This is a genomic window from Tenebrionibacter intestinalis (assembly GCF_016632365.1).
Lineage (GTDB): Bacteria > Pseudomonadota > Gammaproteobacteria > Enterobacterales > Enterobacteriaceae > Tenebrionibacter > Tenebrionibacter intestinalis.
Genome location: NZ_JAEPBH010000040.1, coordinates 1 through 14,508 on the forward strand (window position 1 = coordinate 1; position 14,508 = coordinate 14,508).

A 14,508-nucleotide genomic window follows, 5' to 3' on the forward strand; every position below is an offset into this window, starting at 1 on the left:
GTCCACCAGATGCCCCAGGTTCAGCTCGCTGTTGCCCGAATGCGGCGTACTGAGGTGGATAAACTCATGCCCGCGCCAGTCGTCCATTAGCAGCGTGTTTTTTGCGGGCGTACGCAGAATGTTGCGCTTGTGGTTCTGCTGCGTCACGTGGTCGCCGTGGCGCGAGTCGTGCATCACATGCGAAATATATGGCCGGTCCGGGTCGCCGTTCTCAAACGCCACCCTCACCCCTGTGCCGTCCAGCAGCGGACAGTGAAAGCCGTAATCGTCACCGGCATACGGTTTTGCCAGCCGTACCCAACAGCTTTCAAACCCCTTCTGCCACTCGCCACGGTCCGGGTCGAAGCGGATACGGTAGCGCCCCTGCGCGTCGATATGCGAGTAGATGTCGTTTTCGGTAGTGCTGGAAATACGGGCTGACAGCGTCCCGCTCATGGCAGGCCAGGGCAGCTCTTCAGGCCGCCAGGTGTGGTGAATACTCCAGGGCACAGCGGTGAAGGTAATAAAGTAGGAGGCATCCCGGGCGATATTGTGGCAGGCGGTGGAGACAATCAGCAGGCCGTCCGGCGCGTCCGGCCAGTCTTTGCCCGGCGTGGTGATTATCATGCCGGGACGCAGGCGCATGGCATTGCTTTTACCTTCAAAGGTAATCAGCTTACTGCGATGGCGCTCACGCCGCAGACCGGCATACCAGCCACCCTGCCCGGGCTGCGCCTCATACGCCCGCCCCGCCTCCGGGTAGTGCTCCGCCCAGCGGTACTCCTCGGCCCACAGCGCGCGGTAGTCCTCGTCGGTTTTCACCTCCGCCTTCATGTCGCTCTGCGCCTGCTGGTAGTTGTCGTCGTTCACCACCACCTGCTTCGGCACCGCCGTGCGGATAACCTGCATATCCCAGACCGATTCCTTCCCCGCGTCGTAAACGCCCGCCGGATGGCGGTACGGCAGCGCCGGGCCTTTTACCCAGCCGTGCGCATGGTCGGTCAGGACTATCACGTCCTCATTGTTTTCTTCATCGTACTGGCGGTAAAAGGCCACGCCGGCATCCGCCAGCCTGCGGGCCACGTGGAGGTAATCCGCCTCTTCATACTGGAGCATAAAGTCGCGCAGCGGATAGCGAGTGGCAAGCTTAAAGGCGAAGCTCAGCTTATCGATAAGATGATTGCTGAAGGTCTTTTCGGTCAGGCTGATGATGCTCTCGTTAAGCCAGACTGCGCTGTTGCGGCCCTGCGCCATACGCGCCATGCGGTGCTCCAGCACCGCCACATAGCGGGTAATGTCAGCACTGGTGTTGCACTGGCGAAACTCAGTGATAATACCGGGGATAACGCGCGGCGTGAGCGTTTCCCAGACCTCGCCATCCGGGTACATCAGCAGTTCGGCGGTATAGTTAATCAAAAGATGGCCGGGGATATCAGGCGTGGCGCTGGTGAATTCGATTTCATAACGGGGGATCTGGTTCAGCGCCTCCGTACCGCTGAATTTCAGCACCGAGACCTGAATATCAGGGCGCGCTTTACTCAGCTTTTTAAGCCTGAGCTGGTAGGGGTTGTACACGCCATGCTGACCTCCCCGCATGATATAATCCGCCATTCCCATTGCTTCTCTTCCTTATTCCTGCAATTAACTCAGCCTGCGTACTGAGTGAATAAATACATCTTCACGCCTGCCCATAACAGGGTATTGAGTACCACCAGAAACGCCAGCGTCACCCACGGCGAGCGCCACCGCCGGTTATCAGCGCCCCCAACGCGAATAACCCCATCGGCGGGTATTGCGCACGATTGCGCCGCGCCCGGCAACGCCTCAAGCCGACGCATAATCCCCAGGCACATCTCTTCATTTTCGTCACGGTATTTGCCGCGAAACCCCAGCAGTAAAAGCCGGTGATACATACGTCCCCGTTCAGGGGCCGGGTCGGGGTTATGCAGCAGATGTTGTATGCGCTCAAAAATGGCTTCGCCGGCATCAATACGGCCAAAAAAACGGGACTGAAGCGGCTGGCTATACCACACGGAAACATCCGTATCCGGCAGGGTTTTGATGGTTTCATCAATGAGCGCGCACTGAGCAAACAACAGCTCATTCACCACCGGTTGCGGCAATGCGCTCAGTTGCGTTCTGGCATTTTCTATCCACTGGCAGCAGCGTTTAAACTGCGCGTTATCAACAGTTATCGGATGCCCATTTTTTATATTCAGGACAAACAGCCAGGTGTTCAGAAAAACAACATCGACTAAATCCAGCTCCGTTGGCGTCTTATCGCCTGCTTCCATACAGAATAATTCCTTGCGCGCTGCGATCCGCAAGGCCTGTCAGCCCCTTCACGCAATTATGTGAAAAGTATTAGATATCCAGTGGCTAAAAATAAAGCACGAAATATTTAATTGTAAAGTTAAATTACGCAGGGTTATGACAACGGTATAAGTCAGAAATTACCCGCTCTACGCGCACATTCGATACTCCTGCGCCAGTCAAAGAAAACAGCCGTTCACTCTGGCAGGAACTGAAAGAAATACAGACGGCATCCTGCACGCTTTCACCTGATGCTGTTTTGTATACGACTCGCCTTTTAACAGAATCATCAGGCGCGCTATAAGCGCTTTCAGAAACTTTTCATGACGCCGGAGAACGCGGATTAAACATTGCCCGCATCGTTCCCAAATCAGCGCGTACAGCAACGCGCAGCGCCGGGCTGGGCGCTGCGGATACAAGGAAACAGGCGGGAAAAACAGGGCGGAACGGCAGGTTTACCGCGCGCGCCGCGCGGCGTGGCGTTCGCGGTTATCAAGCTTCGCCTGCGCCGACTTGCGTAATGCCACATAGCAGGCGCCGCTGCCGCCATGATGGAGCTGCGCGCTGCAATAAGCCTGCACCTCATTAAATTCGGTCAGCCAGCGCGCAACGTAGCTACGCACAATGTTGGCGTGAGATTGAGCAGCGCTACCGCGCCCGTGAATGATAAGCAGGTTACGCAGGCCCTCGCGTTTCGCCTGGATAATAAAGGCATAGAGCATTTGCCGGCACTGCTCTACCGGCTGGCGCAGCAGATTAAGGGTCGCCTGGCGTGGATATTTTCCCTGACGCAGTTTATCCAGCACCCCGGTTTGCACCCCTTCGCGCTTAAACGCCAGCGGTTCGCCGGGCGGTACGATATCCAGATAACCAATAGTGAGAAAATTGTCGAGCTGTAGGGTATCGGTATGCTGACGCGGGCGTAGCGTTTTAGCCTTATTCCACTGCGTGCCGCCACGGCAGGTTTTTAACGGCTTAACATCTTCCATTGCGTCAAGAAACAGCATTTTTTCGTCCTGACTCATCCCCTGTCTCCGGCCACAGCGATAATTCGTATACTATAGCCGCCCGGCGTCCCGCGCTCAACGGCTGAACCGGAACAAGGTTATAGCGCTGTTTCAGCCATCGAATTTTTCTGCTGAAGACCGCGAAGGGGGGCGCGCGCATCCGCCTGTACCTGCGCCTGCCCTGAAAGGGCCTGCTGACGCGCCAGTAACTCATCGAGAGTTTGTTGTTGACGCGTTTTACTAAGCGCGGCTACTCGCGCCTTTTCCGCCTGCATGAATAGCGAATGATGATAAAAAGCCGACCAGCCGATGCTCCCTATTAACGAAAAGATAAAAGCAATAATTGGCAGACGATAGCGGCACTTAAGATCCGACCATCGCAGCAGGGCTTGCCGACGCCCCTGTGAAACACGAAACATACCTGGTACTCCAGCGTCGTCGGGACGCAGCAAAAGCAAATAAAGGCAATATGGGTAAAAGCACGCTAAGCGCGTGATCTGTAATAAAAGCGCCAGCGGACAGGAATATTCTTAGGCAAACATTATCATATTGTCGTCAGACGCTGAATAAAAAAGATACGCTGCCTGGCGCTAAACGCACCGGGAGAACAAACCGATCGCATACGTACCTTTGCCAGACGGCCAATTTCTTTTTACACTGCGAAGCCTGCCATATCCTCACCGGCAACACGATAGCCTGACGACCTGCTTATGGAGCTGGCCTGAATAATGGAGACGTAAATGCTAATCCTTCTTGAAGACAAGATTGCCACCCCCGTAGGCCCGCTGTGGGTTATCTGTGATGAAGCATTTAACCTGCGCGCGGTTGAGTGGGAAGAGCACAGCGATCGCATGGAACAACTGCTGGATATCCACTATCGCTCAGAAGGATACAGGCGCCGCGCCAGTAAAAATCCAGGCGGGCTTAGCGCAAAATTGCAGGCCTATTTTGAAGGCGAACTGGCTGTCATTAACGGGCTTCCCAGCGCCACGGCAGGTACGCCGTTTCAGCGAGAAGTCTGGCAGGCATTACGCGCAATACCCTGCGGCCAGGTCATGCGTTACGGTGAGCTGGCAAAAAAACTCGGTCGCCCGGGCGCAGCGCGCGCGGTCGGCGCCGCAAACGGCTCAAACCCGGTGAGTATAGTTGTGCCCTGCCACCGGGTTATCGGCAGTAACGGTACGATGACCGGCTACGCCGGCGGCGTATCGCGTAAAGAGTGGCTGCTGCGCCATGAAGGCTATTTGCTTTTGTAAAGTAATACAAAAAAATTTTAGTTTCCTTAAAAAAAATACATATCCGTTAATGACATGGCGAAAATTCCTGACAGGATAGTCGATCATCGGCAATTTGCACTTTTCCCGTACTTATCACGTGCATAAAATGATGTTAAAATTGACGCATATCAATTAGGGCTTGAGCGTACTTATGATCCCAGAAAAGCGCATTATCCGACGCATTCAGTCCGGTGGTTGTGCCATCCATTGTCAGGATTGCAGCATTAGTCAGTTGTGCATTCCGTTTACACTCAACGAGCATGAGCTTGACCAACTCGATAATATTATTGAGCGCAAAAAGCCGATTCAGAAAGGTCAGACGCTGTTTAAAGCGGGTGATGAGTTGAAATCGCTGTATGCCATCCGATCCGGCACTATTAAGAGTTATACCATTACCGAACAGGGTGACGAGCAGATAACCGGCTTCCACTTAGCGGGCGATTTAGTAGGGTTTGACGCTATCGGCACCGGGCATCATCCAAGTTTTGCCCAGGCGCTGGAAACATCGATGGTTTGCGAAATTCCGTTTGAAACCCTGGATGATCTCTCCGGTAAAATGCCTAATCTGCGCCAGCAGATGATGCGCCTGATGAGCGGCGAAATTAAGGGCGATCAGGACATGATCCTGCTTTTGTCCAAAAAGAATGCAGAAGAACGTCTGGCTGCATTTATTTATAACCTGTCACACCGTTTTGCCCAGCGAGGCTTTTCACCGCGTGAATTTCGCCTGACGATGACCCGCGGCGATATTGGCAACTATCTCGGTTTGACGGTTGAAACCATCAGCCGCCTGCTGGGGCGCTTTCAAAAAAGCGGTATGCTGTCGGTGAAAGGGAAATACATTACTATAGAAAACAGCGAGATGCTGGCCCAACTGGCCGGGCAGACGCGCAACGTCGCCTGATACGCTCCTCCTCTGCCGCCGGGTTGCGCGATTTACTCATTTAGTGATCCGGCGGCCGTTTCTTTCCTGTTTGAATTGCGCCTTATAGGTTAATCTTACCGATAGACTGTGGTTTGCAGTGGTAAGGAGCCCTGTATGGCGAAGTATCAAAACATGCTGGTCGCAATCGACCCAGGCCAGGACGATCAGCCTGCGCTACGGCGTGCGGTGTACCTGCATCAACAGATTGGCGGGAAAATTAAAGCCTTTTTGCCCATCTATGATTTTTCCTATGAAATGACCACCCTGCTATCTCCCGACGAACGCACTGCCATGCGCAAAGGCGTTATCGCTCAGCGGACCGAATGGATACGCGCACAGGCACAGCACTATATCGACGCCGGCATTCCCGTTGATATTAAAGTAGTCTGGCATAACAGACCCTTTGAAGCCATTATTCAGGAAGTGATTGAGGGCGAGCACGATCTGATTTTGAAAATGGCGCACCAGCATGACAGGCTTGAAGCCGTGATTTTCACTCCTACTGACTGGCACCTGCTACGCAAAAGCCCGTGTCCGGTATGGATGGTAAAAGATAAACCCTGGCCGGAAGGCGGCAAAGCGCTGGTGGCGGTAAATCTTGCCAGCGAAGAGCAGTATCACAACGCGCTTAATGAGAAGCTGGTGCGTGAAACACAGCAACTGGCCGAACGGGTTAACCATACCGAAGTACACCTGGTCGGGGCTTATCCCATTACGCCCGTCAACATTGCCATTGAGTTGCCTGACTTCGACCCCAGCGTCTATAACGACGCTATCCGCGGCCAACACCTGCTGGCGATGAAAGCGCTGCGCCAGCAGTTTAACATCGACGAAAAAATGACGCATGTAGAAAAAGGGCTGCCGGAAGAGGTTATCCCGGATCTGGCAGAGCACCTGGATGCGGGTATTGTGGTGCTCGGTACCGTTGGCCGTACCGGTATTTCCGCCGCCTTTCTTGGCAACACCGCCGAGCAGGTGATTGACCATCTGCGTTGCGATCTGCTGGTCATTAAGCCGGATGATTATCAAACGCCGGCTGAGACAGACGACGACGAAGACGATTAAGGCGCAGCGGCGTACGTTAAACAAGGGCGGCCGCCCCGGTCGCCCTTTCTCCGTTATAACGACAGGCGTAACGCAAGAGCGCTAAGCGTAACCAGCAGCACCGGCACAGTCATTATCACGCCCATGCGGATATAATAGCCCCACGTCACCGTTATGCGTTTTTTTGACAAAATATGCAGCCACAGCAGCGTGGCAAGGCTGCCAATCGGCGTAATTTTCGGCCCCAAATCACAGCCGATGATATTGGCGTAAATCATTGCCTCGCGCACTACGCCGGTTGCGCTGCTGGCGTCAACAGAGAGCGCGCCAATCAATACGCCTGGCAGATTATTCATCACCGAGGAGAGCAGCGCGGTAAGAAAACCGGTACCGAGCGTCGCCGCCCATAGTCCCTTCCCGGCCAGGATATTCAGCAAGCCGACCAGCGAATCCGTTAGCCCGGCATTGCGCAAACCATATACCACCAGGTACATACCCAGCGAGAACAGCACAATTTGCCAGGGGGCGGATTTCAACACCCGTCCGGTATTAATGACTTGCCCGCTTCGCGCCACAAACCACAAAATCAGCGCGCCGGCCGCCGACACCAGGCTAACCGGCACTCCCCGCGGTTCGAGCACGAAAAAACCGATCAACAGCAGCGCCAGCACACCCCATCCAGCGCGAAAAGTGCGCCGATCGAGTACCGCCTGCGCCGGTTTTTTTAGCTTCGACATATCATAACGGGCAGGAATTTTACGGTGAAATACCAGCCATAGCACACATAACGTAGCCGCTACTGCGGCGAGATTAACTGGCACCATCACCCCGGCATATTCATTAAAACCAAGGCCGAAATAGTCTGCGGTAACGATATTTACCAGGTTAGACACTACCAGCGGCAGGCTGGCGGTGTCAGCGATAAAGCCGGCCGCTATAACAAACGCAAGCGTTGCCCCGCTGCCAAAACCAAGCGACAGAAGTATCGCGATGGCGACAGGCGTAAGGATAAGCGCTGCGCCGTCATTGGCGAACAACGCTGACACCGTCGCCCCAAGCAGAACCAGGCAGATAAATAACCAGTGGCCACGCCCGTTGCCCCAGCGCGCCACGTGCAAAGCCGCCCATTCGAAAAAACCCGCTTCATCAAGCAACAGGCTGATGATAATAATGGCGATAAAGGTTGCCGTTGCATTCCAGATAATATGCCATACGGCCACAATATCATGAACATGCACCACCCCGGCAATTAACGCCAGCGCTGCGCCGCCGAGCGCGCTCCAGCCAATGCCCAACCCTTTCGGCTGCCAGATAACCAGTATCAACGTTAAAATAAAAATTCCGCCAGCCAGTAGCATCGCACCTCTCTTTGCGCCGTTTAATACGTCGCTATTTTGCCGCGCTTATCCTAACGCCGCACGGGTTAAAGCTGTACTATTTTTCGGGTAACGACGTAAAAAAGCCGCCCAAAGGGCGGCCCGGATTGTTGACAAAGAAGGAAAAAACGAAGTTTTTCCTTCTTTGTGGTAAGCAGGAGAAAATCAATGTATTGATTTTCCTTATTTTTTATTGTGTTTCATCCATTCTGACTGCGACAGAATGGGGTTGTCAGCCCCAGCCGCCCAAAGGGCGGCCGGGACTGTTGCCAACGCCGGGCCGAGCAGCTTCGGCCCGAAATAACCCGAAAATCAAAAGGTTGACTTTCGTCTGGCGGCACTTACAGCGCGCGCAGGATATTTTCCACGCTGTCTTTCGCATCGCCAAACAGCATTTGGGTATTTTCTTTAAAGAAGAGCGGATTCTGAACGCCGGCATAGCCAGTATTCATGGAGCGTTTAAACACTATCACGTTCTGGGCTTTCCACACTTCCAGCACCGGCATACCGGCGATTGGGCTGTTCGGGTCGTCCTGCGCTGCCGGGTTAACGGTATCGTTAGCGCCGATAACCAGAACGGTATCCGTATCAGGGAAATCATCATTGATTTCATCCATCTCCAGAACCACGTCATAAGGCACTTTCGCCTCTGCCAGCAGCACGTTCATATGACCCGGCAGACGCCCTGCGACCGGATGGATGCCAAAACGCACTTTAATACCGCGCGCGCGCAGCATTTCGGTGATTTTCGCTACCGGATACTGCGCCTGCGCGACCGCCATACCATAGCCCGGGGTGATGATGACCGAACTTGAGTTTTTCAGTAACTCTGCGGTTTCTTCTGCGCTGATTTCATGGTATTCACCCACTTCTTCTTCACCGGAAGACGCGCCGCCGTCAGTACCAAAACCGCCGGCAATCACACTGATAAAGGAGCGGTTCATCGCCTTGCACATAATGTAAGACAGAATCGCGCCCGAAGAGCCAACCAGCGCACCGGTAACAATCAGCAGATCGTTGCTGAGCATAAAGCCCGCCGCTGCCGCTGCCCATCCGGAATAGGAGTTAAGCATGGAAACGACAACCGGCATATCCGCGCCGCCAATAGAGGCCACCAGATGCCAGCCAAACGCCAGTGCGATAATCGTCATCACCAGCAGCGCCAGTACCTGTACTCCCACGCTGTCGCTGCATACAAAAACAATCAGCAGCAGGAAGGAAACCACCAGCGCCGCCAGATTCAGCTTATGGCGGTTTGGCAGCATCAGTGGTTTAGAGGAGATCTTGCCGCGCAGTTTGCCAAACGCCACAACAGATCCGGTGAAGGTTACAGCACCGATAAATACGCCAAGGAACACTTCCGTCAGATGGATATTCTCCATCACCGCTTCAAGCCCCGGCGCATGATCGAGATAGCTGTTGAAACCAACCAGAACCGCTGCCAGACCAACGAAACTGTGCAAAATCGCTACCAGCTCCGGCATTTCGGTCATTTCCACTTTTCGGGCAAGATGAATACCAATAGCGCCGCCGATAATCATCGCAACGATTATCCACGCCACGTTACCGGTATCTGGCCCAAATACCGTGGCAATCAGCGCAATCGCCATACCGGCGATCCCAAACAGGTTGCCCTGCTTTGACGTCTCGTGTTTAGAAAGGCCTGCAAGGCTGCAAATAAACAAAATAGCGGCAACGATATAAGCCGCAGTAACTAATCCTCCGGACATGGCTTTCCCCTTTTAGTTCTTCCGGAACATTTTCAGCATGCGCTGAGTGACGGTAAAGCCACCAAAAATGTTGATGCTGGCGATAAGAACGGCGATAAAGCTCAGGAATGTTACCCAGCCGCCGTGGCCAATTTGCAGCAAAGCGCCGACAACGATGATGCCTGAAATGGCGTTTGTCACCGACATCAGCGGCGTATGCAGCGCATGCGAGACGTTCCACACCACGTAGTATCCCACCACGCAGGAGAGCGCGAATACGGTGAAATGGCCGAGGAATTCGCGCGGCGCGGCGTTTGCCAGCCAGCCAAACAGAATAATCGCCAGCGCTATCAGCGCATATTTACGCCAGGGCGACGCCGGTTTTTCCAGCTCAGCGCTGCCCGTTGCCTGCGGCTGCGCCTTTGCCGCTGCCTGAGGCTGCGCGGAAACCTGAATCGGCGGCGCAGGCCAAGTGACTTCCCCGTCGCGAATGACGGTTACGCCGCGAACCACAACATCATCGAAATCGATAAGCACATTGCCATCTTTCTCTTTGCACAACAGCTTGAGCAGGTTGACCAGGTTAGTGCCGTAAAGTTGAGAAGATTGTGTCGGCAGGCGGCCAGCCAGATCGGTATAGCCGATAACTTTGACGCCGTTTGGCGTAGTGAAAATTTCACCCGGTACGGTATATTCACAGTTGCCGCCATTTTGCGCTGCAAGATCGACAACCACACTGCCGGGCGTCATGCTGTCTACCATCTCGCGGGTGATAAGCGTAGGCGCCGGCTTACCCGGGATGAGCGCGGTAGTGACAATAATATCAACCTCTTTCGCCTGGGCGGCGAAAAGCGCCATTTCAGCTTTGATAAAGGCTTCAGACATGACTTTGGCATAGCCGTCGCCGCTGCCCGCTTCCTCTTCAAAATCCAGTTCCAGAAACTCGGCGCCCATACTTTGCACCTGTTCTTTCACCTCCGGGCGGGTATCAAAGGCGCGCACCACGGCGCCAAGGCTGCCCGCAGCGCCAATAGCGGCCAGGCCTGCGACACCTGCGCCAATGACCATCACTTTTGCCGGCGGCACTTTACCGGCGGCGGTAATCTGCCCGGTAAAGAAGCGGCCAAACTCGTGAGCGGCCTCAACGATGGCGCGATATCCCGCGATGTTCGCCATCGAGCTAAGCGCATCCAGCGACTGGGCCCGGGAAATACGCGGTACCGAATCCATCGCCATCACGGTAATCTTACGCGCCGCCAATTTTTCAAGCAGCGACGGGTTTTGCGCAGGCCAGATAAAACTTATCAGCGTTGCGCCCTCGCGCAGCAGCGCGATTTCATCGTCCTGCGGCGCATTTACTTTCAACACGATATCTGACTGCCAGACATCCGTACTGTCACTTATGCTCGCGCCAGCCTGAACGAATGCGTCGTCATCAAAGCTCGCCAGCTTGCCCGCGTCGTGCTCCACCACAACGCTGAAACCCAGCTTCAGCAACTGCTCGACCGTTTTCGGCGTGGCTGCGACGCGAGTTTCATTGGCTAACCGTTCTTTTGGTACCCCAATACGCATAGTATTCCCTTCCATCGGTTATGTAATGATGGTTTGTTTGTGATATTTCCGGGCAACGCCGCTTAAGCGCCTGACAAAAAACGCTTCGCCTGCGCCACCCGCCAAATACTCCTGTTACAAACTTTCTATAACCTACTGAAAATAGCGCCTGTGATCTAGCACATAATCTGATGATTTTTTGCAATATTAGCAAAAGTGAATTCGCAGCCTGCCCAAACGGCTATTTTTACTGAAGTTCTCTTGATTAAGCCCGTAAAAACACTACTGCCGGGCCTAAAAAAAACGTATCATCGCGCGAAAAAAGCAATAATTAACAACTCATTAACCTGTAAGCGCGTATTTTTTAGCAGCTTCCCGGTCTGAAGCGGCTTTTTCCGGTTCATGCGTTAAGGCGTCGAGTATGGCGAAACGCAAGTGCGACAATGCGACACATACAACCCCCCCCCGGCGTTCGCGTACCGTGTTAATCGTCCTCAATGATTACTGAGACGCGCTTAACCATGCAGCCAGCGCCGGGGATACGTTTCCAGCTTTGGGTTTGGCCGAACAATTATCCCCCATGCGCTTATCTGTATTTACATCCGCTATGAACCGGCCGGCCGCGCTTACGCGTGCGCTCGTTGCCACACGTGCCCTTTTATCAACAACTTAAGTGAACAACACCAGTAAAATCAATCAGTTGTGGATTAATAACTGTTTCAGTGCAATAATCAGCGGCTGTCTGGAAACGATAGAGCAGCGTATTTTCACACTTTTGCGCAAGGCGAAGGACTAACAGTATGAAGCTTAAGCATTCCCTTCTGGCAACCGCCCTTTTCTCCGCAGCGGCTTTCACAGCACATGCGGCGACGGAGCTGACGCCGCAACAGGCCGAATCTCTCAAGCCGTTTAAACGTATTACCCTCACCGGGCGCTTTAACGCCCTTGGCGACGCGGCTAAAGCCGTTTCCCGACGCGCAGACGATATTGGCGCAGCGTCTTTTTATATCGTCAATACCAGCGATATGGGAAACAGCGGCAACTGGCGCGTGGCGGCTGACCTGTACCGTGCCGATGCTCTCAAAGCGGACAAACCGGAAAATCGCATAATTAATGGCCTGACTGAGTTGCCAAAAGCGCAGGCCTACGCCCTTGAACCATTCGATACCGTTACCGTGCAGGGCTATTTCCCCAGCCAGCCGGATATCAATGACGCCATTACCAAAGAAGCGAAGAAAAAAGGGGCGTCCTCGTTTTATGTGGTACGCCAGGTGGACGCCAACTCCGGCGGCGGCAACCAGCGCATCACCGCTTACATTTATAAAGCCGATGCGCCAAAACGCATCGTACAAACCCCGGATGCTATCCCGGCAGATTCTGACGCTGGCCGGGCCGCGCTGGCCGCCGGCGGGAGCGCGGCAAAACAGGTGGAAATCCCGGGCGTGGCCTCTTCTGAAATGCCAAGCCACAACGTAGGGCGATTTTTCGAAACACAAACGTCCAAAGGCGGCCGTTACACCGTCACGCTTGCGGACGGTACAAAAATTGAAGAGTTAAATAAGATTACCGCTGCGCAAATGGCGCCGTTTGACAGCGTAACTTTTACCGGCCACTTCAGCAGCATGACCGACGTGTCCTATAACGTGGCAAAGCGCGCGGCGAAAAAAGGCGCAAAATACTATCACGTTACTCGCCAGTGGCAGGAGCGCGGCGGTAATATGACCATCAGCGCCGATCTGTTTAAATAATCGCGTAATGATAAATGGGCAGCCTGTCGGCTGCCCATTTATTTACCATTCAGAACAGGCGCGGTTATATCTCATTGCAAGCCGAATATACTCTCCGTAAAATCGCGCACTTTAGTGTAATCCGCTATATTTATGCGCTGCGGCGATATAATTATTCCGGACCTCTCCCCTGACTGACGGGATACCTATGGAAAAGAAACTGGGCCTTACCGCCCTTACCGCGCTGGTGCTCAGTTCAATGCTTGGCGCAGGCGTTTTCAGCCTGCCGCAAAACATGGCGAATGTGGCTGCCCCTGCAGCGCTATTAATAGGCTGGGGTATTACCGGCGTCGGCATTCTCCTGTTGTCGCTGGCGATGATGGTGCTCACCCGCCTGCGTCCGGATTTAGATGGCGGGATTTTTACTTATGCGCGCGAAGGCTTTGGCGAACTGACAGGCTTTTGTTCCGCCTGGGGTTACTGGCTGTGTGCCGTTATCGCTAACGTTTCCTATCTGGTCATTGTCTTTTCCGCCCTGAGTTTTTTTACCGATACTCCCTCATTGCGCCTGTTCGGCGACGGTAACACCTGGCAGTCTATCGTTGGCGCATCGGTGCTGCTGTGGCTGGTGCACTGGCTGGTGTTGCGCGGCGTGCAGACCGCCGCCAGCATCAATGTCGCGGCGACGCTGGCAAAACTGCTGCCGCTGGGCCTGTTTATTGCGCTCGCCGTCGCCGCCTTCAGCCTGCATACTTTCAGGCTTGATTTCAGCGGTATTAACACCGGCGTGCCGATATGGGGACAGGTGAAAAATACCATGCTCATCACGCTTTGGGTTTTTATTGGCGTTGAAGGCGCGGTGGTCGTCTCCTCCCGGGCCCGTAACAAACGTGACGTGGGGCGCGCTACGCTGCTGGCGGTATCGGCGGCGTTACTGGTGTATTTGCTGGTCACGCTACTGTCTTTGGGCATTATCCCCCGCAGCGAGCTGGCGCAGTTGCGAAATCCGTCAATGGCAGGGCTGATGGTACGCATGATGGGGTCATGGGGTGAAGTGATTATTGCCGCCGGGCTGATTGTCTCCGTGTGCGGCGCCTATCTGAGCTGGACAATCATGGCTGCGGAAGTGCCGCTGCTGGCAGCCTCCCATAAAGCATTTCCGAAAATATTCGCTCGTCAGAATACCAACAACGCGCCTTCGGCTTCACTGTGGTTGACGAATATCAGCGTACAGCTAAGCCTGGTGCTGATCTGGCTAACCGGTTCAGATTACAATACGCTGCTGACCATTGCTTCAGAGATGATCCTTGTCCCCTACCTGCTGGTTGGCGCATTTTTGGTAAAAATTGCCCGCCGCCCGCTGCATCGGGCAACAGGACTGGGCGCCAGCGCCTACGGCATCTGGTTGTTATATGCCTCCGGGCCGATGCACCTGCTGTTGTCTGTAGTATTGTATGCGCCAGGTTTATTGGTCTTTCTGTATGCCCGTTACAGCCATCGGCATGACAATGCGCTGAATATGCAGGAAAAGTCGATTATTTTACTGATGCTGATCGCCGCTTTCCCGGCAACCTGGTTTTTGATAAGGTAAGCTTTACTC

At 54.1% G+C, this 14,508-nt stretch carries 12 protein-coding genes; 5 read left to right on the forward strand and 7 right to left on the reverse strand.

What is annotated here, in order from left to right; translation table 11 throughout:
* The 4 genes from JJB97_RS14245 to JJB97_RS14260 all read right to left on the reverse strand — a co-directional run.
* Positions 1-1,596: type VI secretion system Vgr family protein (locus JJB97_RS14245; RefSeq protein WP_238714667.1), on the reverse strand; the 1,596-nt coding region annotated here is incomplete at its 3' end.
* Positions 1,597-1,625: 29 nt separating this feature from the next.
* Positions 1,626-2,273, reverse strand: a complete 648-nt coding sequence (locus JJB97_RS14250) for a DotU/TssL family secretion system protein (protein WP_238714668.1) — start codon at positions 2,271-2,273, stop codon at positions 1,626-1,628.
* Between the two features lie 474 nt (positions 2,274-2,747).
* A complete protein-coding gene (gene smrA / locus JJB97_RS14255; protein ID WP_238714669.1) occupies positions 2,748-3,317 on the reverse strand; it encodes a DNA endonuclease SmrA in 570 nt (189 codons plus the stop codon).
* Between the two features lie 80 nt (positions 3,318-3,397).
* Complete coding sequence (locus tag JJB97_RS14260; RefSeq protein WP_238714670.1) at positions 3,398-3,718, reverse strand: hypothetical protein; 321 nt, start codon at positions 3,716-3,718, stop codon at positions 3,398-3,400.
* 321 nt (positions 3,719-4,039) lie between these two features.
* On the opposite strand from JJB97_RS14260, the gene ogt reads away from it, so the two are divergent.
* From ogt to uspE, 3 genes are all read left to right on the forward strand, one after another.
* A complete protein-coding gene (gene ogt, locus JJB97_RS14265) occupies positions 4,040-4,555 on the forward strand; it encodes a methylated-DNA--[protein]-cysteine S-methyltransferase (RefSeq protein ID WP_238714671.1) in 516 nt (171 codons plus the stop codon).
* Between the two features lie 172 nt (positions 4,556-4,727).
* Positions 4,728-5,480 carry a fumarate/nitrate reduction transcriptional regulator Fnr gene (fnr, locus tag JJB97_RS14270; RefSeq protein WP_238714672.1) on the forward strand — a complete coding sequence of 251 codons (753 nt, stop codon included), beginning with the start codon at positions 4,728-4,730 and terminating at the stop codon, positions 5,478-5,480.
* A 135-nt stretch (positions 5,481-5,615) separates the two neighbouring features.
* Positions 5,616-6,566, forward strand: a complete 951-nt coding sequence (gene uspE, locus JJB97_RS14275; RefSeq protein ID WP_238714673.1) for a universal stress protein UspE — start codon at positions 5,616-5,618, stop codon at positions 6,564-6,566.
* A 53-nt stretch (positions 6,567-6,619) separates the two neighbouring features.
* Here the strand turns inward: uspE and JJB97_RS14280 are convergent, their stop codons facing one another.
* From JJB97_RS14280 to pntA, 3 genes are all read right to left on the reverse strand, one after another.
* Positions 6,620-7,903 carry an arsenic transporter gene (locus tag JJB97_RS14280; protein ID WP_238714674.1) on the reverse strand — a complete coding sequence of 428 codons (1,284 nt, stop codon included), beginning with the start codon at positions 7,901-7,903 and terminating at the stop codon, positions 6,620-6,622.
* Positions 7,904-8,262: 359 nt separating this feature from the next.
* Positions 8,263-9,651 (reverse strand): Re/Si-specific NAD(P)(+) transhydrogenase subunit beta, encoded by a 1,389-nt coding sequence (gene pntB, locus JJB97_RS14285; RefSeq protein ID WP_238714675.1) that lies wholly within the window; start codon positions 9,649-9,651, stop codon positions 8,263-8,265.
* Between the two features lie 12 nt (positions 9,652-9,663).
* Positions 9,664-11,202, reverse strand: coding sequence for a Re/Si-specific NAD(P)(+) transhydrogenase subunit alpha (gene pntA / locus JJB97_RS14290; RefSeq protein WP_238714676.1), 1,539 nt, complete (start codon positions 11,200-11,202; stop codon positions 9,664-9,666).
* 779 nt (positions 11,203-11,981) lie between these two features.
* Between pntA and ydgH the strand changes: the two genes are divergently transcribed.
* Both ydgH and JJB97_RS14300 read left to right on the forward strand, forming a co-directional pair.
* Positions 11,982-12,929, forward strand: coding sequence for a DUF1471 family protein YdgH (gene ydgH / locus JJB97_RS14295; protein ID WP_238714677.1), 948 nt, complete (start codon positions 11,982-11,984; stop codon positions 12,927-12,929).
* Between the two features lie 187 nt (positions 12,930-13,116).
* Entirely contained in the window at positions 13,117-14,499 is a 1,383-nt protein-coding gene (locus JJB97_RS14300) for an amino acid permease (protein WP_238714678.1), read from the forward strand.
* Positions 14,500-14,508 lie beyond the last annotated feature (9 nt).

Excerpts from the sequence above, each read along its gene's own strand:
- smrA (WP_238714669.1), bottom strand. The coding sequence starts at position 3,317 with ATGAGTCAGGACGAAAAAATGCTGTTTCTTGACGCAATGGAAGATGTT.
- JJB97_RS14280 (WP_238714674.1), bottom strand. The coding sequence starts at position 7,903 with ATGCTACTGGCTGGCGGAATTTTTATTTTAACGTTGATACTGGTTATC.
- JJB97_RS14300 (WP_238714678.1), top strand. The coding sequence starts at position 13,117 with ATGGAAAAGAAACTGGGCCTTACCGCCCTTACCGCGCTGGTGCTCAGT.
- uspE (WP_238714673.1), top strand. The coding sequence starts at position 5,616 with ATGGCGAAGTATCAAAACATGCTGGTCGCAATCGACCCAGGCCAGGAC.
- fnr (WP_238714672.1), top strand. The coding sequence starts at position 4,728 with ATGATCCCAGAAAAGCGCATTATCCGACGCATTCAGTCCGGTGGTTGT.
- JJB97_RS14250 (WP_238714668.1), bottom strand. The coding sequence starts at position 2,273 with ATGGAAGCAGGCGATAAGACGCCAACGGAGCTGGATTTAGTCGATGTT.
- ydgH (WP_238714677.1), top strand. The coding sequence starts at position 11,982 with ATGAAGCTTAAGCATTCCCTTCTGGCAACCGCCCTTTTCTCCGCAGCG.
- pntB (WP_238714675.1), bottom strand. The coding sequence starts at position 9,651 with ATGTCCGGAGGATTAGTTACTGCGGCTTATATCGTTGCCGCTATTTTG.
- JJB97_RS14260 (WP_238714670.1), bottom strand. The coding sequence starts at position 3,718 with ATGTTTCGTGTTTCACAGGGGCGTCGGCAAGCCCTGCTGCGATGGTCG.
- ogt (WP_238714671.1), top strand. The coding sequence starts at position 4,040 with ATGCTAATCCTTCTTGAAGACAAGATTGCCACCCCCGTAGGCCCGCTG.
- pntA (WP_238714676.1), bottom strand. The coding sequence starts at position 11,202 with ATGCGTATTGGGGTACCAAAAGAACGGTTAGCCAATGAAACTCGCGTC.